This window comes from Ruegeria sp. AL12, assembly GCF_056540885.1.
Genome location: NZ_JBQFXN010000010.1, coordinates 67,884 through 93,177, shown reverse-complemented (window position 1 = coordinate 93,177; position 25,294 = coordinate 67,884). Strand labels below are relative to the sequence as shown.

General features: G+C 60.1%; 36 protein-coding genes. 14 read left to right on the top strand and 22 right to left on the bottom strand.

Annotation, left to right across the window (positions count from 1 at the left end):
• The first annotated feature begins 17 nt into the window (after positions 1–17).
• Together ACR0C6_RS18835 and ACR0C6_RS18830 are read left to right on the top strand one after the other, a co-directional pair.
• Complete coding sequence (locus ACR0C6_RS18835; protein ID WP_480447472.1) at positions 18–572, top strand: hypothetical protein; 555 nt, start codon at positions 18–20, stop codon at positions 570–572.
• Between the two features lie 40 nt (positions 573–612).
• Positions 613–1,005 (top strand): META domain-containing protein, encoded by a 393-nt coding sequence (locus ACR0C6_RS18830; RefSeq protein ID WP_480620662.1) that lies wholly within the window; start codon positions 613–615, stop codon positions 1,003–1,005.
• On the opposite strand, the gene recO is transcribed toward ACR0C6_RS18830, so the two are convergent.
• Entirely contained in the window at positions 989–1,714 is a 726-nt protein-coding gene (recO, locus tag ACR0C6_RS18825) for a DNA repair protein RecO (protein WP_480620660.1), read from the bottom strand. The genes ACR0C6_RS18830 and recO overlap by 17 nt on opposite strands.
• A gap of 194 nt (positions 1,715–1,908) precedes the next feature.
• Between recO and ACR0C6_RS18820 the strand changes: the two genes are divergently transcribed.
• Positions 1,909–2,160 (top strand): hypothetical protein, encoded by a 252-nt coding sequence (locus ACR0C6_RS18820; protein ID WP_152457090.1) that lies wholly within the window; start codon positions 1,909–1,911, stop codon positions 2,158–2,160.
• A 290-nt stretch (positions 2,161–2,450) separates the two neighbouring features.
• Positions 2,451–2,840: a VOC family protein gene (locus tag ACR0C6_RS18815; protein WP_152457089.1), complete on the top strand. Its 390-nt coding sequence runs from the start codon at positions 2,451–2,453 to the stop codon at positions 2,838–2,840.
• 56 nt (positions 2,841–2,896) lie between these two features.
• Here the strand turns inward: ACR0C6_RS18815 and ACR0C6_RS18810 are convergent, their stop codons facing one another.
• The 3 genes from ACR0C6_RS18810 to era all read right to left on the bottom strand — a co-directional run bounded on the left by ACR0C6_RS18810 (position 2,897) and on the right by era (position 4,565).
• Positions 2,897–3,220: a SemiSWEET transporter gene (locus tag ACR0C6_RS18810; RefSeq protein WP_152457088.1), complete on the bottom strand. Its 324-nt coding sequence runs from the start codon at positions 3,218–3,220 to the stop codon at positions 2,897–2,899.
• A 110-nt stretch (positions 3,221–3,330) separates the two neighbouring features.
• The gene (locus ACR0C6_RS18805; RefSeq protein WP_480620658.1) at positions 3,331–3,660 is read right to left on the bottom strand and encodes a DUF1491 family protein; all 330 of its coding nucleotides are present in this window, start codon (positions 3,658–3,660) and stop codon (positions 3,331–3,333) included.
• Positions 3,657–4,565, bottom strand: a complete 909-nt coding sequence (era, locus tag ACR0C6_RS18800) for a GTPase Era (protein ID WP_480620656.1) — start codon at positions 4,563–4,565, stop codon at positions 3,657–3,659. Before era ends, ACR0C6_RS18805 begins: the two co-directional genes overlap by 4 nt.
• A gap of 159 nt (positions 4,566–4,724) precedes the next feature.
• Here era and ACR0C6_RS18795 point away from each other — a divergent pair, with 159 nt between their 5' ends.
• Positions 4,725–6,107: a multicopper oxidase family protein gene (locus ACR0C6_RS18795; RefSeq protein WP_480620654.1), complete on the top strand. Its 1,383-nt coding sequence runs from the start codon at positions 4,725–4,727 to the stop codon at positions 6,105–6,107.
• A 2-nt stretch (positions 6,108–6,109) separates the two neighbouring features.
• Here ACR0C6_RS18795 and ACR0C6_RS18790 read toward each other — a convergent pair whose 3' ends face one another.
• From ACR0C6_RS18790 to folK, 10 genes are all read right to left on the bottom strand, one after another.
• Complete coding sequence (locus tag ACR0C6_RS18790) at positions 6,110–6,628, bottom strand: GNAT family N-acetyltransferase (protein WP_171229133.1); 519 nt, start codon at positions 6,626–6,628, stop codon at positions 6,110–6,112.
• A gap of 4 nt (positions 6,629–6,632) precedes the next feature.
• The gene (rnc, locus tag ACR0C6_RS18785; RefSeq protein WP_152457083.1) at positions 6,633–7,325 is read right to left on the bottom strand and encodes a ribonuclease III; all 693 of its coding nucleotides are present in this window, start codon (positions 7,323–7,325) and stop codon (positions 6,633–6,635) included.
• Positions 7,322–8,161 (bottom strand): signal peptidase I, encoded by an 840-nt coding sequence (gene lepB / locus ACR0C6_RS18780; protein WP_480620652.1) that lies wholly within the window; start codon positions 8,159–8,161, stop codon positions 7,322–7,324. The genes rnc and lepB overlap by 4 nt, the downstream gene beginning before the upstream one ends.
• A 60-nt stretch (positions 8,162–8,221) precedes the next feature.
• Positions 8,222–8,641: a holo-ACP synthase gene (acpS, locus tag ACR0C6_RS18775; RefSeq protein WP_171642249.1), complete on the bottom strand. Its 420-nt coding sequence runs from the start codon at positions 8,639–8,641 to the stop codon at positions 8,222–8,224.
• Positions 8,638–9,261 carry a LysE family translocator gene (locus ACR0C6_RS18770; protein ID WP_480620650.1) on the bottom strand — a complete coding sequence of 208 codons (624 nt, stop codon included), beginning with the start codon at positions 9,259–9,261 and terminating at the stop codon, positions 8,638–8,640. Before ACR0C6_RS18770 ends, acpS begins: the two co-directional genes overlap by 4 nt.
• Positions 9,258–10,004 (bottom strand): pyridoxine 5'-phosphate synthase, encoded by a 747-nt coding sequence (locus ACR0C6_RS18765; RefSeq protein WP_480620648.1) that lies wholly within the window; start codon positions 10,002–10,004, stop codon positions 9,258–9,260. Before ACR0C6_RS18765 ends, ACR0C6_RS18770 begins: the two co-directional genes overlap by 4 nt.
• Complete coding sequence (locus tag ACR0C6_RS18760) at positions 9,997–10,695, bottom strand: DUF2062 domain-containing protein (RefSeq protein ID WP_152457077.1); 699 nt, start codon at positions 10,693–10,695, stop codon at positions 9,997–9,999. Before ACR0C6_RS18760 ends, ACR0C6_RS18765 begins: the two co-directional genes overlap by 8 nt.
• 16 nt (positions 10,696–10,711) lie before the next feature.
• Positions 10,712–12,844: a RelA/SpoT family protein gene (locus tag ACR0C6_RS18755; protein ID WP_480447467.1), complete on the bottom strand. Its 2,133-nt coding sequence runs from the start codon at positions 12,842–12,844 to the stop codon at positions 10,712–10,714.
• Between the two features lie 26 nt (positions 12,845–12,870).
• On the bottom strand, positions 12,871–13,224 hold the full coding sequence (rpoZ, locus tag ACR0C6_RS18750; RefSeq protein ID WP_117869873.1) for a DNA-directed RNA polymerase subunit omega: 354 nt from the start codon (positions 13,222–13,224) through the stop codon (positions 12,871–12,873).
• Positions 13,225–13,318: 94 nt separating this feature from the next.
• Positions 13,319–13,888 (bottom strand): 2-amino-4-hydroxy-6-hydroxymethyldihydropteridine diphosphokinase, encoded by a 570-nt coding sequence (gene folK / locus ACR0C6_RS18745; protein ID WP_480447466.1) that lies wholly within the window; start codon positions 13,886–13,888, stop codon positions 13,319–13,321.
• 141 nt (positions 13,889–14,029) lie between these two features.
• On the opposite strand from folK, the gene ACR0C6_RS18740 reads away from it, so the two are divergent.
• The 7 genes from ACR0C6_RS18740 (at position 14,030) to ACR0C6_RS18710 (ending at position 18,527) form a co-directional block, all read left to right on the top strand.
• Complete coding sequence (locus ACR0C6_RS18740; protein ID WP_117869875.1) at positions 14,030–14,605, top strand: LabA-like NYN domain-containing protein; 576 nt, start codon at positions 14,030–14,032, stop codon at positions 14,603–14,605.
• Positions 14,606–14,795: 190 nt separating this feature from the next.
• The gene (ispH, locus tag ACR0C6_RS18735; protein ID WP_480447465.1) at positions 14,796–15,746 is read left to right on the top strand and encodes a 4-hydroxy-3-methylbut-2-enyl diphosphate reductase; all 951 of its coding nucleotides are present in this window, start codon (positions 14,796–14,798) and stop codon (positions 15,744–15,746) included.
• Positions 15,743–16,195, top strand: coding sequence for a DUF3429 domain-containing protein (locus ACR0C6_RS18730; protein ID WP_152457073.1), 453 nt, complete (start codon positions 15,743–15,745; stop codon positions 16,193–16,195). The genes ispH and ACR0C6_RS18730 overlap by 4 nt, the downstream gene beginning before the upstream one ends.
• Positions 16,192–16,779 carry a class I SAM-dependent methyltransferase gene (locus ACR0C6_RS18725; RefSeq protein WP_480620645.1) on the top strand — a complete coding sequence of 196 codons (588 nt, stop codon included), beginning with the start codon at positions 16,192–16,194 and terminating at the stop codon, positions 16,777–16,779. Before ACR0C6_RS18730 ends, ACR0C6_RS18725 begins: the two co-directional genes overlap by 4 nt.
• A complete protein-coding gene (gene rnhA / locus ACR0C6_RS18720; RefSeq protein ID WP_171232686.1) occupies positions 16,772–17,239 on the top strand; it encodes a ribonuclease HI in 468 nt (155 codons plus the stop codon). Before ACR0C6_RS18725 ends, rnhA begins: the two co-directional genes overlap by 8 nt.
• Positions 17,236–17,859 carry a trimeric intracellular cation channel family protein gene (locus ACR0C6_RS18715; RefSeq protein ID WP_171642261.1) on the top strand — a complete coding sequence of 208 codons (624 nt, stop codon included), beginning with the start codon at positions 17,236–17,238 and terminating at the stop codon, positions 17,857–17,859. Before rnhA ends, ACR0C6_RS18715 begins: the two co-directional genes overlap by 4 nt.
• 65 nt (positions 17,860–17,924) lie before the next feature.
• Entirely contained in the window at positions 17,925–18,527 is a 603-nt protein-coding gene (locus tag ACR0C6_RS18710; RefSeq protein ID WP_480620643.1) for a COG3904 family protein, read from the top strand.
• A gap of 1 nt (position 18,528) precedes the next feature.
• Here ACR0C6_RS18710 and speB read toward each other — a convergent pair whose 3' ends face one another.
• Genes speB through def (ACR0C6_RS18680) form a run of 6 tightly spaced genes read right to left on the bottom strand, consistent with a single transcriptional unit; the run spans position 18,529 to position 21,818 of the window.
• Positions 18,529–19,350, bottom strand: a complete 822-nt coding sequence (gene speB / locus ACR0C6_RS18705; RefSeq protein WP_480620641.1) for an agmatinase — start codon at positions 19,348–19,350, stop codon at positions 18,529–18,531.
• A gap of 60 nt (positions 19,351–19,410) precedes the next feature.
• Positions 19,411–19,647, bottom strand: a complete 237-nt coding sequence (locus tag ACR0C6_RS18700) for a GlsB/YeaQ/YmgE family stress response membrane protein (protein ID WP_171120279.1) — start codon at positions 19,645–19,647, stop codon at positions 19,411–19,413.
• 1 nt (position 19,648) lies between these two features.
• Positions 19,649–19,885: a hypothetical protein gene (locus ACR0C6_RS18695; RefSeq protein ID WP_170344822.1), complete on the bottom strand. Its 237-nt coding sequence runs from the start codon at positions 19,883–19,885 to the stop codon at positions 19,649–19,651.
• A 6-nt stretch (positions 19,886–19,891) separates the two neighbouring features.
• Positions 19,892–20,806 carry a methionyl-tRNA formyltransferase gene (gene fmt / locus ACR0C6_RS18690; protein ID WP_480620639.1) on the bottom strand — a complete coding sequence of 305 codons (915 nt, stop codon included), beginning with the start codon at positions 20,804–20,806 and terminating at the stop codon, positions 19,892–19,894.
• A 2-nt stretch (positions 20,807–20,808) separates the two neighbouring features.
• Positions 20,809–21,303, bottom strand: coding sequence for a peptide deformylase (gene def / locus ACR0C6_RS18685; RefSeq protein WP_152457064.1), 495 nt, complete (start codon positions 21,301–21,303; stop codon positions 20,809–20,811).
• Positions 21,300–21,818 carry a peptide deformylase gene (gene def / locus ACR0C6_RS18680; protein WP_480447460.1) on the bottom strand — a complete coding sequence of 173 codons (519 nt, stop codon included), beginning with the start codon at positions 21,816–21,818 and terminating at the stop codon, positions 21,300–21,302. Before def (ACR0C6_RS18680) ends, def (ACR0C6_RS18685) begins: the two co-directional genes overlap by 4 nt.
• Before the next feature lie 94 nt (positions 21,819–21,912).
• Between def (ACR0C6_RS18680) and ACR0C6_RS18675 the strand changes: the two genes are divergently transcribed.
• Positions 21,913–23,085: a MalY/PatB family protein gene (locus tag ACR0C6_RS18675; protein WP_171120287.1), complete on the top strand. Its 1,173-nt coding sequence runs from the start codon at positions 21,913–21,915 to the stop codon at positions 23,083–23,085.
• Positions 23,086–23,250: 165 nt separating this feature from the next.
• Here ACR0C6_RS18675 and ACR0C6_RS18670 read toward each other — a convergent pair whose 3' ends face one another.
• Positions 23,251–23,604 (bottom strand): hypothetical protein, encoded by a 354-nt coding sequence (locus tag ACR0C6_RS18670; RefSeq protein WP_170344817.1) that lies wholly within the window; start codon positions 23,602–23,604, stop codon positions 23,251–23,253.
• 213 nt (positions 23,605–23,817) lie between these two features.
• Between ACR0C6_RS18670 and ACR0C6_RS18665 the strand changes: the two genes are divergently transcribed.
• Complete coding sequence (locus tag ACR0C6_RS18665; RefSeq protein ID WP_480447459.1) at positions 23,818–24,807, top strand: glutathione S-transferase family protein; 990 nt, start codon at positions 23,818–23,820, stop codon at positions 24,805–24,807.
• Here ACR0C6_RS18665 and ACR0C6_RS18660 read toward each other — a convergent pair.
• Positions 24,789–25,151, bottom strand: coding sequence for a response regulator transcription factor (locus tag ACR0C6_RS18660; RefSeq protein WP_117869888.1), 363 nt, complete (start codon positions 25,149–25,151; stop codon positions 24,789–24,791). The genes ACR0C6_RS18665 and ACR0C6_RS18660 overlap by 19 nt on opposite strands.
• Between the last annotated feature and the right edge of the window lie 143 nt (positions 25,152–25,294).

Genomic DNA, 25,294 nt, shown 5'->3' with positions numbered 1-25,294 from the left:
AGCACCTGGTACACCGCATGACCCGATCCTTCTTTGCACTTTGCGCCACTCTGGCGGTGCTCGTTCTTGCGGGCTGCACCACCCCTGCGCCAACGGCCGATCAGAGCGATGTCGAAGCGCTTGCCCGGTCGATCCGAATGCTCGGTCCGGATGTCGATCCGACCGAGGCTCAGAGGGCGGCCACCATCGCCTATTCCTACTCGCAGCAGTTGGCGCGGGATTGGAATGTCACCGACCCCGCCATCATCCACAACGCCAAGGTCATCAACGGGTTCCGCGAAAAGGGGCTGTGCAACGATTGGGCAGAAGCCATGACCAAGCGGCTGCGGCAGGAAAACTTCCGAACATTGGATCTGCACTGGGCCACGTCGCCACCGACGTCTTTTCGCATCATCCACCATTCGGCATTGATCAGCGCCAAGGGGGATTCGATGTATGACGGCATCATCCTTGATCCCTGGCGCAACAGTGGCGCGTTGTTCTGGGCGCCGGTGCGTGAAGATACGCGCTATAACTGGAAACCCCGGCAGGAAGTGCGTGCGCAACTGTTGAACGGGTCTCTTCCCTACTGATCCGGTTCCAACGACATCCCCTATGCGCTAAGACCCAGCCATGACTCGCCTGATCCTGACCCTGCCCTTGTTGGCATTGTTCCAATGTGACAAAGACGAAACCGTCGCCGCCTATGGTGCGGCGGACCAGATTTGGGTTCTGAGAGAGATTGATGGTCAGCCCTATGAGGCGAGCGCTCTGCTGCGGTTTCCCGAAGAAGGCAGGATTGCCGGGAACGCTCCGTGCAACAGCTATGACGGAACACTCAACGCACCCTACCCGTGGTTTGAGGTTCAGAACCTCAACGCGACGCGCGCCGCCTGCGCGGGGCTCGAAGCGGAGGGGTTCTACTTTGCCGCCCTCATGGCCATGACCCAATCCGAGGTTTCAGGCAATGTGCTGATCCTGCGCAATGAGGACGGGCACGAGATGGTGTTCACAGCCGCCGAGTGACCTGATCCACGAACCGGGCCCGCGCTTCGGGCAGCGGATTATGCCCCAAAGACGGAGCAACGCGGTGCTCCAGAAAATATCCGGTCGTGCGCAGGGCCTCTGCGACCTCGGCATCGGGCGCAGTGCCTTCACCTCGCAGACAAGGCGGCAGAGGCAACAGCTTGTCCGCCCATTCCCCGGCGCCATTGGCGCTGACAGAACGGCCTGTTTTGGGGGATACATAGATCAATCCTTCGGTCACACCGGTCACGGCGCAGGTTGTCAGATCAAGGCCAAAGCCAAGTTCGTCAAGCAACGCGAGCTCCCACCGCAGATAGGCCAGAGGCCAGACTTCATCCTGCCCCAACAGATCCATCAACTGTTCCGTCCGGGAATAAAGCGCGGGGTGTGGTTCCCGTTCGGGCAGACAAAAGGACAACAGCGAAACGACCGCGTTCAGCCCGGACAGTGCCAGCCGCCCTGAAAACGCGGCTGCCGCGCGGGACCGCAGGGGTTCGACCTGAAAGGTGCCGATATGTTCTTCCAGCCGCGCGCGCCAAAGCACGTCCAGTTGCGCCCCAGGTTGCAGGATCGGTGCGATCTTGCGGCTGGTCCCGCCACGCACCACACCGGCGTGACGCCCGTGGCCTTCGGTAAAGACCTCGATGATCGCCGCTGTTTCACCATGGCGGCGTAATGTCAGGAGTATTCCGTGATCGCGCCAGTCCAAAACCTGACCCTGTTGCTGGTTTGGTTGGTTCGCAGAAAATCCCAAGCGACGTTGGCGCGCAAGACCGGAAGTGCTTCAACCCCTTTTCAGCGCGCGTTCTTTTCCAAAGCCGCCATAGTTTTGTGACTTCGCGCCACCCGGCTTGTACGCGTTTTTACGACCCCCAACTGCGCTTCAACAGAAGGGGCCGCACCATGATCGATGACGAACCGAAACCCGCCACATACTACGACGAACGCGAAATCTGGACACCGGACCCAACGGCGGCCGACATGCAGGTCTATGAGACATTTGCGTCGACCGTTGTCGAACTTGTGCAGGTGCTGGATGACAACAAGCCGATGTTGTCGAGGGATGTCTACGCACGCTTTTCTGCGTCTCTGCTGCACCTGTCCAGGGTGTTGGGCGAGTACGAAGACGGGTGGAACGGCGGACATGGCGCGTGATCCCAAGACATGCAAAGACTGAAGGGCAGAGCATCGGCTTTTCATTGCAACGGTCCGGCACGATATAGCGACCAGACCTGACCACGGTGGTTTCCGTTGTGCCTCAACATGAACCCGCCGCCATTCTTCAGATCACCAATGTGCCCCGCCAGAACGCGCCTGCTGCCCCTTGGCCGATGGAAACCCCGTCTGTCGTCCGGGGTGTCGCCAACTGCGGGTAAAAGAATGCGTTGCTTTAATCCCGTTCAGGCCATAATGTTCTTCTTATGTTCTAAAGTGGAATTCCCAAAATGTCTCTTAATTACGTCATGATCGGTTCCAACGACGTTGCCAAGGCACGCAGCTATTACGACGCGGTTATGCCCCGGATCGGCGGAAAGGTCGTCGCCGAGTATATGCCGCATGCTGTATGCTATGAGCTGCGCGGCGGCGGATGCATATGGGTCGCGACACCGTTCGACAAAAAAGACGCGACCATCGGCAACGGAAACATGGTTGGCCTGTTGTGCCAAAGCACAGAAGAAGTGCGTGATGCGCACGCGGCCGCGCTTGCAAATGGCGGAACAAACGAAGGTGATCCGGGGGACCGCCCCCAATATGGCCCAAACTTTTTTGGTGCCTACGCACGCGACCCTGACGGGAACAAGATGAGCTTTGTCTATTTTGGCGACGCGGATTGATGAACCCGCGCATCGGCTGCGACCGCAAACAAGAAAGTCCCAAGCCAGCGTGAAGTTCAGAACGTCACACCCGCATGAACCAGAATTCCTATGACCATCAGCAGGTTCAGCACCATCGAGATACCGTTGCCCACATAGATGGGCAACTTGCCCACCACCAGACCATACGCAAACCACAGGAAGGACAGCCCGGCATAAAGCGACCAGGACAGAAGCGACTGACCAGTAGCGTGTTCTGAATGGGTAAAGTAGAGCTTGACCAGTTGCGGAAGCGTGGCAAAAGGACCAACAACCCCAACAAAGACCATGAAGCTTTCGAACCGCTGCATCCAGTGGCCGAGTTCCGATTTTTCCAGTTTCTCAGCAAGCGTTTCAGCCACGAAAGCACCTCTTGGTTGCGCCTGTCCACAGGGCAAGCCAGCCCTGCCAGTGTAATTGCCGGGGTAAAATAGTCATTTTGGTCTCTGCGTCAAAGACCCTTCAGTACTGGTCACTCCAGCCCTTCTTCGCCCAGCAGGTGCCGCCCCTGCCGGTCTTCGACCTCGATCACCCAGAGGTCGGGGTCAAAGCTGCGTTGGCGCTGGATGGCTAGGTCCACGTCACCTTCAAGACCGGACGAGAGTTCGACCCATTTCCGTTCGCCACTCATCAGATCAAAGCTGCGTTGGAAGGCAACGGCCTGCCCGTCCAGTGTGTTCAGCTTGACCAGAACTGCGCCTGCGGTGTCATCGCCATGGGCCACCACATAGGCCGGGATATCCTGAAATCGCAGCCGCGCCAGATAGGCGTGAACCCAGAATTCCGCCGTCAGCCGCGTCATGCGTTTCCGTCTTTGAAATCCAGCCCCATTTCCGAATACCGCTCGGATTCTTCCAGCCAATTGGGCCGGACCTTCACTTGCAGGAACAGGTGGATCCTGCGGTCGAGGAACTCTTCCAGCTCGGCCCGCGCGGCCTGGCTGACGGCTTTGATCGTCTCACCCTTTTTGCCCAGCACGATGCCTTTGTGACCGTCGCGCATGACATAGATGACCTGATCGATCTTGGCAGAGCCGTCTTTGCGCTCTTCCCAGTTTTCGGTCTCGACGGTCAGTTGATAGGGCAATTCCTGATGCAGGCGCAGGGTCAGCTTCTCGCGCGTCATTTCGGCGGCGATCATGCGCAGGGGCAGATCAGCGATCTGGTCTTCGGGATAGAGCCAGGGGCCCTCGGGCAATTCAGAGGCCAGCCATTTGCGCAGGTCCTCGACGCCATGGCCCTTTTCAGCAGAAATCATGAAGGTTTCGGCAAACGGATAGCGTACGTTCAGGTCACTGGTCAGCGCCAGCAGCTTCTCGGACGGCACCTTGTCGATCTTGTTGATGGCCAACGCGATCGTGCGGCCCTGCCCGATCTCTTCCAGGCCTTCGAGGATGCGCTCGACGCCTTCTGTGATACCGCGATGAGCCTCGACCATAAGCACAACGATGTCGGCATCCGCAGCCCCGCCCCATGCGGCGGCGACCATGGCGCGATCCAGGCGGCGACGGGGTTTGAACAGGCCGGGCGTGTCGACGAAAACCAGCTGCGCGTCGCCCTCCATCGCCACGCCGCGGATACGCGCGCGGGTGGTCTGCACCTTATGCGTCACGATCGAAACCTTGGCCCCGACCATGCGGTTCAGCAGGGTGGATTTGCCCGCATTGGGCTCTCCGATCAGGGCAATAAATCCGGCGCGTGTGGTCATGAGTCTGGCGATCCTGTTTGCAGGTGCGCACCCCTATAGCAGAAAGGTCCGGCGGACCAGAGGGATTTGTCGCATTGCAGCCTTGCGTTTGAGGTGTCAGATGGACGCGGACGCCCAGCCAATCCCAGCCCGGCATCAGATCCGTACAGTGAGGTTTTCATGAAACGTCGCGAGTTTCTTCTTGGAAGCAGCGCCGCTGCCGGTGCTTTGGGTTTGGGAGGGTTGTCTCTGGCGGCCAGCGATCCCGTGTCCGAACTGGTGGTACAACCTGCCAGCTATCGGTTGCGCGGTCAGCGGACCACGGGGATGGTCAGCTTGTCACCGGATGCGCCGCCGCCGGTTCTTTACGGGCGCCAGGGCGAAACATTGCGTCTGACGGTGCGCAATACACTACCCGATTATACTGCCATGCATTGGCACGGGCTGCGCATCCGCAACGAAATGGACGGTGTGCCCTATCTGACCCAGATGCCCATCGGCGAGAACGAAAGCTTTACCTATGAACTCACGCCGCCGGATGCGGGCACGTATTGGTATCATCCCCATTGCATGACGATGGACCAGATGGCCCGTGGGCTGACCGGAGTGATGGTGATTGCCGAACCGGAAGACCCGGGATTCGACAGCGAACAGGTGATCAATCTGCGGGATTTCCGGCTGGACGAAGACGATGCGTTTCTGCCGGCCTATACCGCCCGCGGCGCGGCGCGGGCCGGCACGTTCGGCAACGTGCAGACCGCCAATTGGCAGAGCGAGGCAGTATATGACCACGCTGCGGGCAGCCTGGTGCGCGTACGGGTGGTCAACACGGACACGACCCGTATCTACAACTTGCATCCCGAAGGGGCCGAGACTCGTATCATCGCATGGGACGGACATCCGGTAGAAACAGACGTGACACGGCCCACAGCAGCCCAGCCGCTCTTGCTGGCCCCGGGTCAACGGGTGGATTTGGCCGTTCGGATGCCGGACGACGAGGGGCAATCAGCCCTGCTGATGGCAAAGTTTCCTGGGCAGAAACACCGCGCCATGGTCCGGTTGCGGGCCACGGGACACTCCATCGCGCGAGACCTGCGAGAGCTGCGCCCATTGCGGGCAAACCCTGTCCCGCGCCCCGATCTTGATCAGGCCGAGTTGCATGAGTTCGTGTTCGGCTGGACCCCGGAAGGCGGCGCCCCGAATGACGGGTTCTGCGGGTCTTTGGGCTATAGTTTCTGGTCGATCAACCGCACGCCCTGGCCGGGCGATGCGGCGCAGGGAACCGGGCCGCTGGCCGTTCTGCAACGGGGCAAGAGCTATGTTCTGCGACTGCGCAATGAATCGCCCAATCTGCACCCGATCCACCTGCACGGGCTGGCCTTCGTTCCGCTAACGTCGAACCTGCGCAAACTGCCACCGTTGCTGTCTGATACCATGTTTTTGCTGAAAGACGAGACCGTCGACATCGCGCTGGTCGCGGACAATCCCGGCGACTGGGCGTTTCATTGCCACGTGATCGAACACCAGAAAACCGGGCTGACCGGGTTCATCCGGGTGATTTGACGCTAGCCCAGTGGTGGCAGGTTCAACGCTAGAACGTGGTTCGGATAGACTTGGTTCGCGATACGGAAATCCGTGACGCCGACCTGACGGAAACCTTTGGACAGGTAGAAATCGATGGCCGGAGCGTTTTCGGAATTGGTCGTCAGCCAAATTTCGGTGCGGCCTTTGTTACGGCAATGGTCGATGGCCACCTGCAACAAAGCTGACCCGATGCCCTTTCCGTGGTGACGCGGCTGCACGTAAAAGGTCACGATCTCAAGATCGGACAGCCCGTCGATCGGGGCGGGACGGCCCTCTGCCAACCGAATGTACCCATCTATGCCATCGCGGTTTTCCGAAACAATCAGAAGGTCCTTGCCTTCTTCAAGCAGCGCTTCGAACCGTGCAGCGGTGAACTCGGACAGTGCGAACTCGGCGAAGAAGGCGCTCACGCCATGGCGCAGATAGGTGCTGATCCAGACTTCGATCGACAGCGCCGCCAGGCTGGCGGCGTCCGATTTCCGGGCTGGTCTGAGCCGCATGTACCTAGGAAGACCCGGCCGGGCTGAGCTGTTCCAGCAGAGCTTTCGCCGCCGCCTGTTCGGCCTGACGTTTGGATCCCGCGGTGGCCTGCGCCTCGGTGCCGTCCTGAAGACGGGCCGCAATGGTGAAGATCGGGGCGTGGTCCGGGCCACTGCGTTTAACCTCGACGTATGAGGGAGGCTTTTGCCCACGCGCCTGCGCCCATTCCTGCAAAGAGGTCTTGGCGTCACGCGCATCTGCCTCGACCTTGTGGATGCGGTCCCCCCAAAGCGCCAGGATGACATCGCGGGCAGCCTCGAACCCGGCATCCCGATAGATGGCGGCGATCACGGCCTCCATCGCGTCGCCCAGCAGCGCTTGCTTGCGACGGCCACCGGACAGCATCTCGGACCGGCCGAGTTTCAACACCGCGCCCAGATCAATCTGACGGGCTACATCAGCGCAAGCCTCTTTGCGGACCAGTGCATTGAACCGTGGGGCCAACTGACCCTCGGACGCCTTTTTGTCGGCCTCAAGCAGCGCAGTGGCCATGACCAGGCCCAGAACGCGGTCTCCCAGAAACTCCAGCCGCTGATTGTCAGGTCGGGTGGACGAAGACACCGAGCCATGGGTCAGCGCGCGCACCAGCAGTTCGGGGTTTTTGAACTCATACCCCAATCGCCGCTGGAACGCCTTTATTTCAGCCGAGAGCTTCAATTGACCGCCTTGAAGAACCGATCACTGCGCCATGTCCAGAAGAACAGCATCGAACGACCTGCGGACGAGAACATGATCCGGTCGGCACGACCGATCAGGTTTTCGTAAGGCACGTATCCGACACCACCGGCAGATTGCGGCAGACGGCTGTCGCTGGAATTGTCACGGTTGTCACCCATGAAGAAATAATGGCCCTCGGGCACGGTATAGATGCCGGTATTGTCCGATGCCTGGTTGCCGATGTTCAACACGTCATAAGACACACCGTTGGGCAGGGTTTCGATCAGGCGCGACTTTTCACAGGTGCCGCCTATTCCAACAGGGCCGTTTTCACAGCGGGGGCGCAGGCGCTGCGGGCCTTGCGGTTCGGCAATTTCAGTAAACACGCCGTCGGGCTGCTGAGGAATCGGAGTGCCATTGAGGATGATCTGGCCATTGCGGACCTGGATCCGGTCGCCCGGCAACCCAATCAGGCGCTTGATATAATCACGTCCGGTGACCGGATGGCGAAAGACGATGACATCGCCACGTTCGGGATCACCGCCCCAGATACGGGTATTGTCTTCGCCCTGCATCCAGCCACAGATGTCTTCGGCATCCACGTTCAGGCCGACGCTTGGGATGATCAGGCTGGGGCAGGATGCGTAGGAATAGCCATAGGCCATCTTGTTGACGAAGAGGAAATCGCCGATCAGCAGCGTCTGCTTCATCGAGCCCGAGGGGATCCAGAACGGTTGAAAGAAGAGGGTGCGGAACACGCCGGCAATCAGCAGCGCGTAGACGATGGTCTTGATCGTCTCCCAGACGGGATTTCCGGTTTTGGCGTCCTCGGCCATTCTGCTCGCTCCAGTTCTTTGCTTGGCTTCGCTGCTACATGCGGGGGGGATGGGGGCAAGTCAAGGCTGCGCGGCCTGATCTTGAACCGGACGCGCCTCGATCACCACAAAAGCCTGCGCCCAGGGGTGATCATCCGTCAGGGTGACGTGGATGATCGCCTCGTGCCCGTCGGGGGTCATTTCCTTGAGGCGCTCGGCGGCCCAGCCGGTCACGTGCATCACCGGTTGGCCGGTGCGCAGATTGGTGACGGCCATGTCCTTCCACGCGATGCCCATGCGCAGACCGGTGCCCAGCGCCTTGGAACAGGCCTCTTTCGCGGCCCAGCGTTTGGCGTAGGTTCCGGCGGTATCAACACGGCGTTCGGCCTTGCGCTGTTCGGTGTCGGTGAAGACACGATTGCGGAAGCGGTCGCCGAACCGGTCGAGCGTGCCCTGGATGCGGTCAATGTTTGCGAGGTCTGTGCCGATGCCGAGGATCATGACAACCGCACCGTCAAAATCTTGTAACTCGCGACCCCGAAGAACCCGGCAAAGGCGAAATCGAACCAGCGGCGGGCGCGGCGGTAGGTTCGGACCATGCGCTCGGAGGAAAACAGGAAGGCATAGCCGATGAAAACCATCAGCGATCCGGCATAGAGCATGGCGAAATAGCCCAGCAGCATCGACAGGCTGGCATCATTGGGCGCGACGATGGCATAGATCGAGCCCCAGCTGAGGATCGCCTTGGGGTTCGTCAGGTGGATGGCGGCACCTTTGGCGAAGATCGTCGGCAGCGAACCTGTGGCCGGTTTGCCCAAAGCGACCTCATCCGCTGTCATCGCGCGGCGCAGGGCCTTGAGGGCCAGCCAACCCAGATAGGCCACGCCGATATAGCGGATCACCTCGAAAACCCAGACATTGGCCAGCATGATCGCCGACAAGCCAAGCGCTGCGGCAATGCCCCAGGCGGCGGACCCGGCACAGATGCCCAGCGCAAAGACCAGACCGGCGCGGCGGCCTTCGTTCATGGCGGTTCCGGCAATGCCCATCGTGGCAGGCCCCGGAGAGCCGCCCGCCATCAGCCAGGCCAGCCAGATGGCGACAAAGCCGGGCGTGATCACGCGCGCGCCTCGTCCATCAGGCGACGCATTTCCTGAATGGCCGGGGTCAGGCCCAGAAAAATCGCCTCGCCAATCAGGAAATGACCGATATTCAGCTCTTTGACTTCTGGGAAGGCGGCAACCGGTTTTACGGTGTCATAGGTCAGGCCATGGCCCGCATGAACCTCGAGCCCCAGCGCATGGGCGAAGGTGGACATCTGGCGCAGCGACTCAAGCTCGCGTTCGGCATCTTCCATGCGACCTTCGGCATGGGCGTCGCAATAGGCGCCGGTGTGCAGCTCGATCACTTCGGCACCGATGCGATGCGCAGCTTCGATCTGACGCTGATCGGCGGCAATGAAGATCGACACGCGGCAGCCGGCATCACGCAGAGGCGCGATGAAATGCGCCAGCTTGTTTTCCTCGCGCGCGACTTCAAGCCCGCCTTCGGTGGTGCGCTCTTCGCGCTTTTCGGGCACGATGCAGACCGCGTGCGGTTTGTGGCGCAGGGCGATCTTCTGCATCTCGGGCGTTGCGGCCATCTCAAAATTCAGCGGCACCGACAGAACCTCCATCAGCCCGTCGATATCGACGTCCGATATATGGCGCCGATCTTCGCGCAGGTGCGCGGTGATGCCATCCGCCCCCGCTTCTTCCGCCAGTTTGGCGGCGCGCAGCGGATCTGGATAATCCCCACCTCGCGCATTGCGCACGGTGGCCACGTGATCGATGTTCACACCCAGACGCAGATGGTTCTCAGACATCACTCGATTCCTTTTGCATGTTCTTGCCCGAGCCTAGAGGCTCTGCCGAGGAAACGGCAGCCGAATCTTCGGCCAAACGCTTGATTTCCTCGAACTTCGCCTTGATCCTGGCGCGGCGGCGCTGCTGATACGTCAGGATCAGCGGCAGGCTGAGGTAATAGCAGATCACCCCCGCAACGACGCCCGGAATGATCCCACCGATCATGTAGGGATAGAAGACGTCATCGTAGAACTGCGACAGCCCGTGCCAGTCGGCCACGCGATCCGTAAACAACGCCAGAAAATTGTTCTTGAGATCCCCTATGGCGCTGGCGAATTTGCCCATCAGCCCTTGTGTGTCGCCTTCTTCGTATTCGGTACCCAGCAGGAAATGCCCGGTCTGAAGACAGATCACCCCGATCGGAACATAAGTGAGCGGGTTGCCGAAAAACGTGCCGCTGAGCGCGGCCAGAATGTTTCCCTTGATCAGCCGGGCACCGATGGCGGCGACAAGAAAATGCAACCCGTAAAACGGCGTAAAGGCGGCAAACACCCCTGCCCCGATGCCGCGCGCGATCCGGTCAGGGGTATCCGGCAAGCGCCGGACGCGGTGTTTCACGTAATGGAAGGCGCGGGTCCATCCGCCACGCGGATAGACGAAATCCGATGCGATCTGGACTGGAGAGCGTCGGTCTCGGCGCTTGAATACCACCCGTGATCACCCCTTCTCAGCCAGCCGCAACCGAAGTTTTGACCTGATCCCGATACCGTTCGACCGCAGCAACATCGCTTTCCGCCTCCAGCATCAGCATGAGTGAATGAAGCTGTTCAAGGTCGCGCAGTTCGACATTGATCAGAAGGCGGTAAAAATCCGGTTTGCGATCGACAAACTCGAGGTTCGAGATATTGGCCTTTTTCTCGCCGATCAATGTGCAAATACGCCCCAGAACCCCGGCATCGTTGCCAATGGTCAGATCCAGCGTCGCGCCATAGACGGCCGGGTGCGTGCCCGAGTGCCAGTGCAGATCGACCCACCGGTCAGGTTCGCCTTCGAACTCGCTGAGCCGGTCGCAATCGATGGCATGCACGACCACGCCCTTGCCCCGATAGGTGATGCCGACGATGCGTTCCCCCGGCAGCGGCTGACAGCAGGGGGCCCGGTCGAACTTCTGCCCCGGCTCCAGGCCGATCACCGCGCGGCGCAGCGGAATGGCGTCGCCTTCGTCCTTGGCAAGTTCGGGATAGACGGCCTGAACCACCTCGTGCGCAGTCAGTTCGGCACTGCCAAGGCGGGCCAGTAACTCGTGCCGATCTTTCAGGCGCAGGTGTTTTGCCGCGGTATCGAGTGCTTTGTCAGTCGCCTTGCGGCCCACATGCTCGAACCCGGAACGGGCCAGTTCTTTGCCCAGCTTGATGAATCGTTCCCGATCCACTTCGCGCAGGGCGCGGCGAATGGCGGTACGGGCCTTGCCGGTGACTGCAATCTCCAGCCACGTGACCTGTGGCGTCTGACCATCGGCGGTGATGATGTCCACGGACTGGCCATTTTTGAGCCGCGTCCAGAGCGGAACGCGGATACCATCAACCTTGGCCCCAACACAGGCATGACCGATCCGGGTGTGAATGGCATAGGCAAAATCGATCGGCGTCGCGCCACGCGGCAGCTTCACCACGTCGCCCTTGGGGGTGAAACAGAACACCTGGTCCGAATACATCTCGAGCTTGACGGCCTCGAGGAAGTCTTCGTGATCTTCCTCGTTGTCGAACTGCTCGGTCAGATTGGAAATCCATTTGGCCGGGTCGACGGCGAACGGGTTCTCGGTGCGCACACCGTCGCGATAGGACCAATGCGCCGCAACCCCGGTTTCGGCCACGTCGTGCATCTGGCGGGTGCGGATCTGGACCTCGACCCGTTTACCGTCCCGGCCCGACACCGTGGTGTGGATCGAGCGGTAACCGTTCGATTTGGGCTGGCTGATATAGTCCTTGAAGCGCCCCGGCACCGCGCGCCAGCGCTGGTGGATGGCACCCAGGGTTCGATAGCAGTCTTCCTCGGTCTGGGTGATGATGCGGAACCCATAGATATCTGATAGGCGCGAGAAGCCCTGATCCTTTTCCTGCATCTTGCGCCAGATCGAATAGGGTTTCTTGGCGCGGCCGAACACCTCGGCCTCGATCCCGGCCTTTTCCAACTCGTGCCGCATGTCGCCGGTGATGCGATGGATCACGTCGCCGGTTTCGCGTTGCAGGGTGATAAAGCGGCGGATGATCGACTGGCGGCCTTCAGGGTTGAGGACACGGAAAGCCAGGTCTTCGAGTTCCTCGCGCATCCACTGCATACCCATCCGGCCCGCAAGCGGTGCGTAGATATCCATCGTCTCGCGGGCCTTGACGATCTGTTTTTCGGGACGCATCGCCTTGATCGTCCGCATGTTGTGCAAACGGTCGGCGAGCTTGACCAGAATCACGCGCAAGTCCTTGGACATGGCCATGAACAGCTTGCGGAAGTTCTCGGCCTGCTTGGTCTCGCGGCTGGACAGTTGCAGATTGGTCAGCTTGGTGACGCCGTCGACCAGTTTGGCGACTTCATCCCCAAAAAGTTCAGCCACCTTGCCATAGTTGGCCTTGGTGTCTTCGATCGTGTCGTGAAGCAGCGCCGTGATGATGGTCGCATCATCCAGACGCTGTTCGGTCAGGATGGCGGCAACGGCAACGGGATGGGTGAAATAGGGCTCGCCGGAATGGCGGAACTGCCCTTCGTGCATCTGCTGGCCAAATTCATAGGCCAGCGCAATGCGGTCAGCATTCGTCTTGGGATTGTAGTTGCGGACCAGCGCAATCAGATCGTCAGCAGAAATCATCCGGTCCGCACCTTCGTCTCCAGGGCTTACCCCTGCCCTTGAGCCTCCATCAGAGCGCGCAGGAGCTTCTCTTCCGACATGTCATCCATGGCGGGTTTGTCCGTTTCGGCACCCATCAGCAGCGCCATCTGATCTTCTTCGGGCTCGTCAACCTCGATCTGGGTCTGGTTGGCCTCGATCAGGCGCTCGCGCAGTTCGTCCGCGCTTTGGGTTTCGTCGGCGATCTCACGCAGAGACACGACAGGGTTCTTGTCGTTGTCGCGGTCAACGGTAATCGCTGCACCGGCGGAAATCTCACGCGCCCGATGGGCGGCGAGCATCACCAGCTCGAACCGGTTTGGAACCTTGTCTACGCAATCTTCAACCGTCACGCGGGCCATTGGGCGCTCTCCGTTTCTGAATCCATGTCAGGAAGGGGTCTATCTAAGCGCGAATCCGCGCCTTGACAAGCAGGAAATGCTGCATTTGCACGGATCACAGCGCCGTGACCGCCGCAACCTCTGCCGCGGGAAGGGTCTGGATCATCTCGCAGACCGTGCGACCCAGAACCGGATGGCGCCAGTCGGGCACGATATCGGCCATCGGCACGAGGACAAAGGCGCGATCCTGAAGGCGCGGATGCGGCAAGATCAACTGATCCGGTGCCTCTTGCCTTTGCGCGTCGGTCGGCAGGGTCCGCCAGCGATCAAACGTGGCGCGATCCGGCAGGACCTGATCTTCGAAACAGACCAGATCCAGATCCAGCGTCCGCATCCCCCAGCGCTGCACCCGTTCACGCCCGAATTCCTGTTCCACCACGTGCAGCACCTGCAACAGCTGCGAAGGAGATTTCTCGGTCGCAATCAGCGCCGCAGCATTCACATAGTCCGGGCCGGCCCCGGCGGGAAAGCACGGGGTGGAAAAAAAACGACTGACGGAGCGAATCACCACATTGTGACGCGATAACGCGTCAAGCGCGTTCTGAAGTGTTACAGCGGGACCGTTTCCTCTCAAATCGAGATTTGCGCCCAGCGCAACAACGGCATTTGGCATGGATTTGCTCATGTGATACCCTACATTCGACCCATTGCATACTTGCGATAATCGACAGAAGTTCTAATTATAGGCGTACCAGAGCGCGTCATTTTATCACTCACTCACTCACGTAACGCGGCGCGCACTGGATTATACCGGAAGGGAACATTTATGTTTTATAAAGACGAACGGCTAGCGCTGTTCATCGACGGCTCGAATCTTTATGCCGCGGCAAAAGCACTCGGTTTCGACATTGACTACAAACTTCTGCGGCAGGAATTCATGCGCCGCGGCAAGCTTCTTCGGGCCTTCTACTATACAGCGCTGCTGGAAAACGACGAGTATTCGCCGATCCGTCCATTGGTTGACTGGCTGCATTACAACGGCTTCACTATGGTCACCAAACCGGCCAAGGAATACACCGACAGCATGGGGCGTCGGAAAGTCAAAGGAAATATGGATATCGAACTTACCGTCGATGCCATGGAACTGGCGCCGCGCGTCGATCATATCGTGCTGTTCTCGGGTGATGGGGATTTCCGCCCGTTGATCGCCAGCCTGCAACGGCAGGGCGTGCGCGTATCGGTGGTTTCGACTATCCGCAGCCAACCGCCGATGATCTCGGACGAACTGCGCCGCCAGGCCGACAATTTCATCGAGCTGGAGGATCTGCGCGATGTCATCGGTCGCCCGCCGCGTGAAATGCCGACGGAGCATCGCAGCGTCGCTGTTGCCAGCAACAGCTGACAAGGCGACAGGCCTGTCATGATGGGGAAAAATCGCGCGGTCAGGACATCGGTCCTGGCCGCGCTTCTTTAACAAGGTACAGGTGCTTAAACATCACCCGAGTAGCAACGATTCGTGTCAGATGAATGACAATGTCCTGTCTGGACCAAGGCCGGGAAAAGACTTACCTGTGCCTCAAGGAGACAGCCTGATGAAAAAGCCGCCACTGACACTTTACCTTGCCGCCCCGCGCGGGTTCTGCGCCGGTGTGGACCGTGCCATCAAAATCGTTGAGATGGCTTTGCAGAAATGGGGCCCACCGGTCTATGTGCGCCACGAGATCGTGCATAACAAATTCGTGGTCGACGGCCTTCGCGCCAAAGGGGCCGTTTTCGTCGAGGAATTGCAGGAATGCCCCGATGACCGCCCGGTGATCTTTTCCGCCCACGGGGTGCCAAAATCCGTTCCCGCCGAGGCTGCCCAGCGCGAGATGATCTATGTTGACGCCACCTGTCCTCTGGTTTCCAAGGTGCATGTCGAGGCGCAGCGCCACGCGGACGCGGGGTTGCAGATGATCATGATCGGCCACAAAGGCCATCCCGAAACCGTGGGCACCATGGGGCAGTTGCCCGAGGGCGATGTGCTGCTGGTCGAGACCGTGGACGACGTGGCCACGGTGCAGGTGCGTGACCCGGATAAGCTGGCCTTTGTCACCCAAACCACCCTTTCGGTCGATGACACCAAGGATATCATCGCCGCCCTTCGGGCCCGATTCCCGGCCATTGTCGGACCGCACAAGGAAGATATCTGTTATGCCACCACCAACCGGCAGGAAGCGGTGAAAGCCGTGGCCCCCAAGGCGGATGCCTTGCTGGTTGTGGGCGCGCCGAACTCGTCGAACTCGCGCCGCCTTGTCGAGGTTGCCTCGCGCGAGGGGTGCCAGTACGCGCAGCTGGTCCAGCGCGCAACCGAGATTGACTGGCGCGCGCTCGAGGGTATCTCGACCGTGGCTGTCACCGCAGGCGCGTCGGCCCCGGAGGTTCTGGTAAACGAGGTGATCGAAGCGTTCAGCGCGCATTATGATGTCACCGTCGAGCCGGTCGAAACCGCCGTTGAAAACGTCGAGTTCAAAGTCCCCCGCGTGTTGAGGCAACCGGCGTGAACGGAGTACCGAAAGCGCCTCTCTATCTGGGGCTGGCGGGACTTATCCCGTTTGTCTGGGGCGCCCTGACCTATCTGAACAGCGACCTGAATGCCTGGGGCGCGCAAACCTTTGGCCCACGTTTCGTGGGGCCTTATGTGCAGCTTTTCTATGGATCGGTCATCCTCAGCTTCATGTCCGGTGTTCTCTGGGGTTTTGCCACCAAGACATCGGGCAGCAAAGCGGCCCTGTGTTATCTGTTGTCGGTTCTGCCCGCGCTTTGGGCCTTTGCCATGACAGGCGGCGGGCCGGTCAATGCGGGCACCAATCTGATGTATGGGTTCGCTGGCTTGTTGTTGCTGGATGCCCTGTTTTCCTACTGGCGCCTGACACCGGTCTGGTGGATGCGGTTGCGCATCCTGCTGACCGCGGTCGTATTGGCCAGTCTTGCAGTCGGAGTGTATCTGTGACCGATGAACGCACAATCAACGCCTATACAAACAAGGTGGCCGAATATCTGAAAATCCCCCTGCCGCCCGAACAGCTTGAGGCCCGTCAGGCTTTTGCCGATGCGGTTGGCGCAGGCGGCTATGTACTGGATTTGGGGTCCGGGCCGGGGTCGGACAGCGGGTTCCTGATGCGTCAGGGGCTGAAGGTTCGCGCGCTGGATGCCACGCCAGCCTTTGTCGAACATGCGCGGGAAAACGGTGTGGATGCTTATCTGGGTACGTTCGATGACGTCACCGAGACGGCCGAATTTGACGGTGTTTACGCCAGCTTTTCCCTGCTGCACGCGCCGCGCGCTGATTTCCAGCGGCATCTGACTGCGATCCACAGGGCTCTGAAACCCGGTGGACAGCTGTTTCTGGGGATGAAGCTGGGTACTGGTGAACACCGGGATGATCTGGATCGTTATTATTCTTATTACACCGAGGCCGAGATCGAGGACGCCTTGAACAAGGCAGGGTTCACGATTGACCGCGCAGTCCATGGCATGGGCAAAGGCCTGGCCGGATCGTATGACGGATATATTCTGGTGTTCGCCCATGCCTGAATTGTTTGCGTATACGGATGGTGCCTGTTCCGGAAACCCCGGCCCCGGAGGCTGGGGCGTGCTGCTGCGCGCGATGGACGGGGACAGGGTTCTGAAAGAGCGTGAGCTGAACGGGGGCGAGGCCGAGACGACCAATAACCGGATGGAATTGCTGGCCGCCATCAGCGCGCTTGAAGCGCTGGAACGACCGTCGAAGATAACCGTCGTCACCGACAGCGCCTATGTGAAGAACGGCGTCACCGGCTGGATTTTCGGTTGGAAACGCAACGGCTGGAAAACCTCGAACAAGAAACCGGTCAAGAATGTCGATCTTTGGCAGCGTCTGGATGAGGCGCAGGAACGGCATGATGTGACATGGGAATGGGTCAAGGGCCACGCAGGCCACCCCGAGAATGAAAAAGCTGATGAGCTGGCCCGGGCCGGAATGGCGCCGTTCAAACCGAAGAAGGCACAGGCGTGACCGCGCTGACGCTGCTGGACTATGCCTCGGTTCTGATCTTCGCGTTGACGGGGGCACTGGTGGCCAGCCGTGCCCAGCTGGATCTGGTGGGATTTGCCTTCATGGCCTGCCTGACTGCCGTCGGGGGCGGCACTGTACGAGACCTTTTGCTGGACCGTCACCCGATCTTTTGGGTCGGGCAGCCGGATTACATCCTGATCGCAGTCGCGGCGTCGGTCCTGGTGTTCTTTACCGCACATCTGGTGGAAAGCCGCTATAACTGGCTGGTCTGGCTGGACAGTTTTGCACTGTCAGTGGCTGTCGCGGCCGGAACCGGCGCGGCGTTGACGCTGGATCAGTCCGGGGTCATTGTCGTTTTGATGGGTGTGACGACCGGATGCCTGGGCGGGTTGATGCGCGATGTGGTCTGCAACGAAGTGCCGCTGGTGCTGAAACAAGGTGAGCTCTATGTGTCCTGCGCCTTTACAGGCGCCCTGACGGCAGTTCTGGCTGCCAGATTGGGGGCAGAGCCTGCGTTTTCCCTGGCTCTCTGCGCCTTGGTGTGCTGGGCGTTGCGCGCCGGGTCGTTGATGTTTGGCTGGCAATTGCCGGTCTACAAAAGCCGGCCGCCGCGCAACTGAGCCCGACAGTGGACGCCAAAGCGGCATGCTGTTACCCCTTTTGAAAGCACAGCCCGGAGGCCAACGTGACACTTAGACTTGCATCCATCACAGCCTGCCTGGCCCTGCTCGCCTCATGCGGCGCGTATTACACCCCTGTCAGTTTTGTTGCGCAGGGCGACCAGATCATCGCCTCGGGCACGATTGACGAGACAACGCTGTCTGCCTTTGAGGAAGTGACAGCCCAAAACCCCGAAGCCCGCACTTTGGTTCTGCAATACATTGAAGGATCGGTTGATGATGACGCCAATGTCATCTTCGCCCGCGAAGTGCACAGGGCCGGGTTCGATACCGTTGTTCCATCGAACGGGCTGGTGGCCAGCGGTGGCACCGACCTGTTCCTGGCCGGAAACCGCCGCGTGCTGCAACCGGGGGCCTGTGTCGGTGTCCACAGCTGGGCCGGGTCGGGTCTGGTGGCGACCGACTTGCCCGAGGACGATCCAGAACATGACCGATACCTGGACTATTTCAAGGATATCGGCGTGGACGAGGAGTTTTACTGGTACACCCTGTTCGCAGCCCCGGCCGACAGCATGCACTGGATGACCGCTGCCGAGGCGAACCGGTTCGATTTGACCACCAGGGGTGCTCCGGCACTTGGGTCTGCTACGGTGTGCGACGAACGGTAAGTCAGCCGTTCAGCAAGCGCGCGCCGATTTCCTTGACGAATTTCGCGGCCACCATCGCCGTCATGCCATAGGGGTCGCGATGCGGGTTGAGCTCGACGATATCCGCTCCGACCAGCTGACCTTTGAACCGGTGGATCAGGTCGATAACCTCGCGCGTGCTCAGCCCACCGGGTTCATGGTGCGAGACGCCCGGCGCAAAGGCCGGGTCCAGCGCATCCAGATCAAGGGACAGGTAGACCGGGCCATCGAATGAAATCTGCAAGTCGGGGCGCCAGTTGCGCATGTCGGTCACCTCGACGCCGAACTTGTCGGCCTGTTCGCGCTGATGGGCGTTCATGGTGCGGATGCCGACCTGCACCAGACGCTTGACCGGGCAGGTCTCCATCACCCGGGCAAAGGGGCAGCCATGGCCGAGCGGTCCGATATCCTGCGTGTCGTACAGATCCGGGTGGCTGTCGATATGCAGGATATTCAGGCCTTCGTACCGATCCGCATGGGCCTTGATCAGCGGATAGGCCACCGAATGGTCGCCGCCCAGCGACAACAGGCGCGCGCCGGTTGCGATCCGTTTCGCCGCTTCGGCCTCGATCCGGTCAATCGGTTCCTGCCCGCGCATTTCGAACACATCCAGATCGCCGGTATCCCTGAATTTGGTGCTTGCACCCAGATCGGTACCATCCTCGGCCGTCAGGTTGGCCGCACCGGAATGCAGCGCCTCGCGGATGCGTCCGGGGGCGAAGGCCGGCCCTTGCAGGAACGAGGAATGCAGATCCAAAGGAACGCCCATCAGGGCAACATCACCCGGCTTCAAATCATACGGCATCATCATTCCCCTTTTTCGTTGAAGGCGATCTGGACGGAGGAAAGACGCCGGGTCAAGGGGTTAGCGGCGCAGGTAGGTCTGCCAGATCCAAATCACCAGCAACGCACCCAGAACCGCCCCGACAAAACCAGACAGCCACCCCATAACGGTTACAAGAAACCGCAGCAGCATCCCTCCGATCAGGGCGCCTGCGATACCGATCAGCATGGTCGTCGGGATATCCGCCTCGATCCGCATCAGGCGGGTGGCCAGAAACCCTGCCGCTGCACCGATGATGATCAGGGCGACGATTGGCATGTCACTTCCTCCAGTGGGTCGGCACGATGATCAAGGCACCAACAGAGGAAATCACCGCATCCAGCCCCGGAGGACCAAAGCTGATGCCGAACATGATACGGACGAAATAGAACAGGAACGCCCCGCCCACACAGATGATGATGGATTGCAAATAGCCGTTATGGGTGAAACCGGTCTGTTCGGACAGATACCCGACGATCCCGGCAATCACGACAGTGCCCATCATCACCATGAACATATGGCTTTACTCCGAAGACATCCGGGTGCCGATCGGGATTGGCCAGCCCCGCAGGAACGTTTCCTTATCCTGCGCGCCTTTGCCCGCCCTTTGCAAGCGCAGCAGCTCTATGGCGCCCTGCCCGCAAGCCACATACAGATCGTCATTCAGAACTTCGCCCGGCGCGCCCTGCCCTTCGGCCAGACGCGAAGCGAGGAGCTTTACCCTGTTGCCGTCGATCTCGGTCCAGGCCCCGGGAAAGGGCGACAGGCCGCGGATCTGCCGATCGACCTCGACCGCGGGGCCCGACCAGTCCACGCGGGCCTCGGACTTGTCGATCTTGGCGGCATAGGTGACACCAATCTCGGGCTGCGGATCAGGGGTCAGGCCGGGCAGCTTTGCCAGCGCCTCGACAATCAAAGCCGCGCCCATCGCCGAGAGCCGGTCATGCAGTTCCGCAGTGGTTTCCTCGGGCCCGATATCGGTGGCCTGTCGCAACAGAACGGGGCCGGTATCAAGGCCCGCCTCCATTTGCATGATACAGACGCCGGTTTGCGCATCGCCCGCCATGATCGCGCGGTGGATCGGAGCCGCCCCGCGCCAGCGCGGCAACAGGCTGGCATGAATGTTCAGGCAGCCATGAGCCGGCGCATCGAGGATGGGCTGGGGCAGGATCAGCCCATAAGCCACAACCACCGCCACATCCGCGTTCAGTGCCGCAAAACTGTCCTGTTCCTCGGCCGGTTTCAGCGAGGTTGGGTGACGCACGTCCAGACCCAGCGCCTGGGCCCGCGCGTGGACCGGTGTCGGGCGATCCTTCTTGCCCCGCCCCGCCGGGCGCGGGGGCTGGCAATAGACGGCGGCGATCTCATGCCCGGCCTCGACCAGCGCATCCAGAACCGGCACCGAGAAGTCCGGGGTTCCCATGAAAACAATGCGCATCTTTACCCCTGTTTCTTGGCTTTGCGCAGCAGCATGTCGCGTTTGACCTTGCTGAGCCGGTCAAAATACATCCGGCCATTCAGATGGTCGATCTGGTGCTGGACACTGGTGGCCTCGATGCCGACAAAATCGCGACGGTCCACCACGCCCTGCTCGTTCAGGAATTTGACAGTCACTGCACGCGGGCGTTTTACCGTGGCCGACACGCCCGGCAGGTTCGGACTGGCTTCTTCATGTTCACGCAGTTCGATCGAGCTGTGCAGGATTTCCGGGTTCGCCAGACGCACGGCCTTGCCCCGCTCGGCCGACCCATCGACCACGGCCAGACGCAACATCACTCCGATCTGCGGCGCGGCCAGACCGACACCGGGCATGGCCTCCATCGTGTCTATCATGTCCTGCCAAATCCGGCGAATGTCATCGGTGATTTCAGTCACCTCATCCGCCTTTGTGCGCAAGCGTTTGTCGGGCCAGGGCAGACAGGTGCGGACGGTCATGCGCGCGCCCGTTCACGTTTGAGCTTTTGCATCTTGCGGGTAATCATCTGCCGTTTCAGCGGTTTTAGGTAATCGATGAACAGCTTGCCGTTCAGATGGTCGATTTCATGCTGCACGCAAGTGGCCCAAAGCCCGTCGAAAGTCTCCTGTCGCAGGTTTCCCTTCTCGTCCATCCAAGTGACATCGACCACCTTGGGGCGGGTCACTTCGGCATATTGCTCCGGGATCGACAGGCACCCTTCCTCGTAAACATTGTTTTCCTCGGAAGAGGCGATGACCTCGGGGTTGAACATGATCAGCGGGCGCGGGGTCTCGCCTTCTTCCTTGATGCAATCCAGCACGATCAACCGTTCCAGCACACCGATCTGCGGCGCGGCAAGGCCAATCCCGGGCGCGTCATACATGGTTTCCAGCATGTCGTCAGCCAGCGTGCGCAGCTCGTCCGTCAGGTCGGATACGGGCGCGCAGACCTTTTTCAGGCGGGGATCGGGATGGATCAGGATAGTGCGTTTCATGAGGCTGATTTAGGCCATCCCGCCCCGCGCCGCAACGCCCCCCTTGCACCTGCCCGATTTGCGGTTAGCTTTCGGTCGAGAAAATGGAGCAGACATGACTTTCAACGACCTGATCGACCGCCGGGGCACCAACAGTTCAAAATGGGACAAGATGGAAATGCTGTATGGCGTCTCGCCCGAGGACGGTCTGGCCATGTGGACGGCCGATTCCGATTACCAGACGGCACCCTGCGTGATCGAGGCCGTGCGCAAGGCCGCAGATCACGGCGTGTTCGGCTATTCATGGATGCACCCGGACTATCTGGCCTCGGTTCAATGGTGGATGAAAACCCGCCATGATTGGGAAATCGACACGGATTGGATTCTGACCACCCAGGGCTTGGGCAATGCAATCGCCCTGTCGCTGGATGTCTGGACCGATCCCGGTGATGGCATCGTGATCTTCACCCCCGTTTACCATGAGTTTGCCCACAAGGTGAACAAATCGGGCCGCCGGGTCGTAGAATGCCCTTTGGTGCGGGACGGGGAAAGTTACGGCCTGGATCTGGACGACGCCCAGTCCCGGCTGGACGGGTCCGAGAAAATGCTGCTGTGGTGTTCGCCGCAAAACCCGTCGGGTCGTGTCTGGACGCCCGACGAGTTGCAGGCCGTGGCCGCGTTTGCGGAACGGAACGGTTTGATCCTTGTATCGGACGAGATTCACCACGATCTGGTCTATCCCGGCGCCAAATTTGTGCCGATGGACGTGGCGGCCCCGGATGCACGCCCTTGGACCGTGACGCTGACTGCGGCGTCGAAGACCTTCAACATCGCCGGGCAGCGGACCGGCAACATGATCATTCCCGATCCCAAACTGCGCGCGGCCATGAAGCAACGGCTGCAAACATTGGATTACGATCCCGGCGCGTTGGGCGTGGCGATGATCACCGCCGCCTACAGCCCCGAAGGGGCCGAATGGGTAGATGCCCAGATCGCGCATCTGGAGGGGAACAGGCGTCTGTTCGATCAGACCATCACCGAGATTCCGGGGCTCTGGTCGATGCCCTTGCAGGCGACCTATCTGGCCTGGGTCGATTTCTCGGGCACCGGCATGGATCACGCTGAATTTGTCCGCCGGTTGCGCGAGGACGCGCGGATCGCGACATCGTCAGGCCCGGGTTTCGGCACTGGAGGGGAAACGTTTGAACGATTCAACCTCGCCACGCAACGGGCGCGGGTCGAGGATGCTTGCCTGCGGCTGAAACGAGCCTTCGGTGATCTGCAATAAGTACGTGCCGGCCAGAGCTTGAAAGACCTGCCCTGTTTTCACAGGTGCCGGTTGCCTTGGTTGAGTCCGCTTTGGCCCGCGCGTGCCTGTCTTTAGGCTGGCACCGATGGCCTCTGGCATCGACCAAACCCCGGGCCAAATCGGAACACCGGTTGAAATTCGCCCCTAGTCGTCATGCCCCAGCAGTGCAATCGGCGCATCGGGCGCGCGGTAAAAGTCTAGCGGCGCGCTGTCATGGGCGGCCGTGCTGCGTTTGAATTCATACCGCATCTCACCGCCTTCATCCTCATCCGCGACGATGAGGCATTGATAGAGGTGGTTGGCCCCGTCAAAGATATCAACAAGCCCGCGCAAGCGCGGCGTGGTTTCCGCCTCAACCGTAAAACCGTCTTTCCACAATTTGAGTATTTTGTAGGTATTGTCGCCCATCTCCACCCGTAATCGGCTGGCTTTTTTCAATGTGGCGATTCGGGCCGCGTCTAACTCGGCGCGTATTTCCTTTGAAACATAGGTACTCATTAATCCGTTCCCCCGTGAATGACTTCTATTGTGCGGGATAAGTTGTAAAAATCCAGTGAACCACGTCACAGAAGCACGATCCGGCCGAGGTTTGTTGCACAGAAATCCCGAACTCGACTGTGCGCGGATGCAGAGCATTTGCGCGGGCGCTCGCATAGGAAGATGCAAGCCCTGGCCCTATGTTTTTCAAAACGCACATGCGGAGGAAAAGACATGGGCCTGCTGGTCGACGGAAAATGGCAAGACACCTGGTATGATACCGAATCCACGGGCGGTGCATTCAAGCGCAGCGCCGCGCAGTTTCGCAATTGGTTGACAGCTGACGGCGAGGCGGGACCATCAGGCAAAGGCGGGTTCAAAGCAGAACCCGGGCGCTATCACCTTTACGTCAGCTATGCCTGCCCCTGGGCCCATCGCACGCTGATTTTTCGCGAGTTGAAAGGGCTGAGCGATCTGATCTCGGTGTCGGTCGTGCATCCGGACATGCTTGATCAGGGTTGGACCTTTGAAACAGACGCTCACGGCGCGACAGGAGATGACCTTTACGGGCTGGGCTTCGCGCACCAGATCTATACCAAAGCCGATCCAGCCTATTCGGGGCGCGTGACCGTGCCGATCCTGTGGGACAAGCGGCAGGAAACCATCGTGTCGAACGAAAGCTCGGAAATCATCCGCATGTTCAATTCGGCCTTCGACGAGGTCACCGGCAATACCGATGATTACTGGCCCGAAGCGATGCGCAGTGAAATCGAAGAGGTCAACGCGCGCATCTATTCAGACGTCAACAACGGCGTCTACAAGTCCGGCTTTGCCACCTCGCAAGCGGCCTATGACGCCGCCGTGGGCCCGTTGTTCGACACGCTGGACTGGCTGGAAGATCGTCTGGCCCGGAACCGTTACCTGATGGGGGATCGGATCACCGAGGCTGACTGGCGGCTGTTTACGACGCTGATCCGCTTTGATCCGGTCTACCATCTGCATTTCAAATGCAACAAGCGGCGCCTGATCGATTACCCGAACCTATGGGCCTATACGCGCGAACTGTACCAATGGCCCGGCGTGGCGCCCACCGTGAACATGACCCATATCGTGCGCCACTATCACTACAGCCATGACGGCATCAATCCGCACCGGATCATTCCGGTGAACCCGGTGCTGGATTACACAGAACCGCACCGCCGCGATCAGCGCCCTGCGGCGTAATGCTCGACCATCGCCGCCAGATCCTCTGGCGGTGTTTCGCTTTGCACATAAGCACAGGCGTTCGGGCTGTGGGCAAATATCGATCCATCCGAGAAGAAGGTGGTGTTGGTCACAAAGATCACCCGCGCCTGGGGGCGGCGATAGCTTGCAAAATCGGCCACGGCCAATGCACTTCCGGTTTCCAGAACCAGATCCAGCACGATGATTTCGAAATCCGTGCCGTACAGCGCCAGAATGGCGGCTTCCTGCGTCTCGACCAGCGTGACCTCGGCGCCCTGCCGTTCCAGATGCCTTTTCCAGACCCGACCAAGGTCGGGATTACTCTCAACAATCAGAACTTTCATTTGCAACAACCTCGGCACTTGGTATGGTGAGTGGTGCCGACCCCCGTGGTCCGTGATCTCGTTATTTCCTTAACAAAGTGTTAACAGCAGCCCCACAGGCCCGTGAACAGGCGGATTTGCTTGTGTAAGAGGCGAAAATCCGC